Here is a 2,751-nt window from a genome sequence, read left to right on the forward strand (position 1 = left end):
CCGGTCATCAGCACCGTCCTGGCCGCTGCCGTGTTCGGCGAGGTGCTGAGCCCGCTGCAATTGATAGGGATCGCCATCACCATCGCCGGCGTTGCATGGGTCGTGATGGACAGCCGCGGCTCGAATCAGGTCGCCGGCGGGCGCCGGCACTACGCCAAGGGTATCCTGTTCGGGCTGGGCGCGGCCGCCGGCCAGGCGGCCGGCTTGATCCTGTCCAAGCAGGGCCTGGAAACCGGGATCTCGGCCCTGTCGGGAAACGTCATCCGGGTCACCGCCGCCTGCATCGCCATCTGGGTGATTGCGGGGCTGCAGCGCCAGGTCCGAGCGACGATCAGCAAGGCCCGCACCGATCGGCGGACGATGCGGCCGATCGCGCTGGGGAGCTTGCTGGGGCCGTTCATCGGCGTCTGGCTCTCGCTGATCGCCATCCAGAACACGGAAATCGGAATCGCCAGCACGATGATGGCCCTCCCGCCGGTCTTCATGGTCCCGATCGCCCACTATGTCTTCCACGAGAAGATCGGCTGGCAGTCGATCGCCGGAACCCTGGTCGCGATCCTGGGCGTGACCCTGCTGTTTCTGGCCTGACCCGCCTGCCGCCAGCCTTGGACGCCGCCGCCTCAGCCGGCGACGGTCGCGCCTCCTACCCCCCAGCTGTCTCCCAGGACCCCCCCCAGAGAGCCAACAGTTGGCGGAAATAACTTGACGTCTCGTTACGGGCATGCTAGACTGCGGGGCACGTAGATTGAGGGAAAAGGATCGCCGACCGGCTGAGTCCGGCCGGCAATGGGCATGAGAACCACCATGGATCGAGCACGCCGCAAGTCGGCCCTGCAGGACCCTCCTCTGGCGCAGGGTGAGCTCGAAAACGAGATGGAAGAGCCTCCGAGTCGCTCCCTCCCCCGTCGAGCACGCACTCAGGTTGCAGATCGGACCACGCTGAAGCCGATCGCGCCGCGCCTGCTTCCCACGCGGGAGGCAATTCCGATTCTGCTTCCGCCCGATACTGCCTTCCTGGAAACCATCGAGGCGCCGCGCCGCCTGCGCCGACGGCCTGTCCGTTTCACCGACATGAGCCAGGTGCAGGTCGTCGTCCTGCACAGCATGGCCCTGGGCCTGGATCGCGGTCGAGCGGAGGAACTGATCGCCGATCAGGAGACAGCCCAAGTCGCCCGGAAGGTGGCCGAGGCTCTGGAGGGCGAAGTCGGCGAGGTCTACGTCGTCCCCGTCTGGGACGATCTGCCATCCGCCCTGGCGCCCTTCGACCCGCGCACCCACATCGTCTTCAACCTGGTGGAAAGCCTCGGCGGGCGTTCCTTCACCGAGCCCGATGCCATCCGCCAGATCCGCAAGCTCGGCTTTCGCTTCACCGGGGTCCCCTACCGAGCAATGCGCTGGACGTCGAGCAAACTTCGAACCAAGCAGCTACTGGAGGCGGCGGGCATCCCCACGCCGCCCTATCAGGTCTTTCACAACCTGCGTGACCGAACCGTGCAAGTCCCCCTGCCGGCGATCGTCAAACCGGCGGCCGAGGGGGGCAGCATGGGCATCTCGCAGGCCTCGGTTGTCACCGACACCGAGACCCTGCTGGCCCAGGTGGAAGACTGCCTGGCAACCTACCGTCAACCGGCGCTGGTCGAGAGTCTTATCGACGGCCGCGAGCTGAATGTCGCCATGTGGGGCAACGGACGACCGGAGATCCTGCCGATCTCGGAAATCCTGTTCACCTGGACCGACGATCCGCTGCAACAGATCGTCAGCTTCAACGCCAAGTGGATCGCCGGCTCCGTCGAGTACCAGAACACCCCCGGGCAGTGCCCGGCGAAGCTCAACCCGAAGGACCAGAGCGCCGTCGAGGTCGTGGCGCAGCGCGTCCACAAGCTGTTCGGGCTCAAGGGCTTCCTGCGCATCGATATGCGCCTGCGGCGAGGCATTCCTTACGTCCTGGAAGTCAACAGCAACCCCGACCTGGCGCCGGATGCTGGATTCTTCCGATCCGCCTCAACCGCCGGGCACAGCTACCGTTCGATGGTGCTGCACATCCTCAAGCTGGCGCTGGCATCCAACCCATGATCACCATCCGCGCAACCGAACCGCAAGACCAGGCAGCGCTGCTGCGGATCGCGTCGGAAGAGCCGCTGTTCTCGGATATCGAGGCCGGCACCGTCGCTGAACTGCTGAGGGACTACCTGGCGTACCCTGACCACAACGGCTACCTGTTCTTGTCTGCTATCGATGAAGGACCCCTCGTAGGTTTCGCTTGCTTTGGGCCGACGCCGCTCACCCAGGGGACCTACACCGTGTACTGGCTGTGCATTGCTGCGGCAGCCCGCGGCCAAGGGACCGGGCGAGCCCTGATGCGTCAGATCGAGTTCGCGGCCCGGGCTGCCGGCGGACGGTTGATTGTGCTCGATACCTCCGGTCGACCGGAGTACGCTCCCACCCGGGCTTTCTACGAACGCATCGGCTATACCCGAAGTGCGACGATCCTGGACTACTACGCCGTCGGTGACGATCTTGTGATCTACTCGCTCGGCCTGAGCCCGGCAGCCTGGATCCCTCAGCCTGAGACATCCCTCCACCAGTCGCATTCAACTGCTGTGGGCTGATCGTCGGCCCGCGTGGGTGCGGCCGGCGATGACCCCCGCGCAAACGAGCCCTTCTGGCTCGATTCCGGGCCCAACGCCCGGAAGCCGCCGGCGATCTCAGCCCCCGCCTAGCCGCATCGGCCTCTCTCCCGGCGGAGTCAGC

General features: G+C 65.9%; 3 protein-coding genes. All 3 read left to right on the top strand.

Going from position 1 to position 2,751, the window contains the following annotated elements; genetic code table 11:
• On the top strand, window positions 1-588 hold a 588-nt coding region (locus tag MUO23_14070), incomplete at its 5' end, for a DMT family transporter (GenBank protein MCJ7514077.1).
• 216 nt (window positions 589-804) lie between these two features.
• Window positions 805-2,073: an ATP-grasp domain-containing protein gene (locus MUO23_14075; GenBank protein MCJ7514078.1), complete on the top strand. Its 1,269-nt coding sequence runs from the start codon at window positions 805-807 to the stop codon at window positions 2,071-2,073.
• On the top strand, window positions 2,070-2,609 hold the full coding sequence (locus MUO23_14080) for a GNAT family N-acetyltransferase (protein MCJ7514079.1): 540 nt from the start codon (window positions 2,070-2,072) through the stop codon (window positions 2,607-2,609). Before MUO23_14075 ends, MUO23_14080 begins: the two co-directional genes overlap by 4 nt.
• Window positions 2,610-2,751 lie beyond the last annotated feature (142 nt).

The organism is Anaerolineales bacterium, assembly GCA_022866145.1.
Taxonomy (GTDB): domain Bacteria; phylum Chloroflexota; class Anaerolineae; order Anaerolineales; family E44-bin32; genus PFL42.

Coding starts and splice junctions, on each gene's coding strand:
- MUO23_14075 (MCJ7514078.1), top strand. CDS start 805: ATGGATCGAGCACGCCGCAAGTCGGCCCTGCAGGACCCTCCTCTGGCG.
- MUO23_14080 (MCJ7514079.1), top strand. CDS start 2,070: ATGATCACCATCCGCGCAACCGAACCGCAAGACCAGGCAGCGCTGCTG.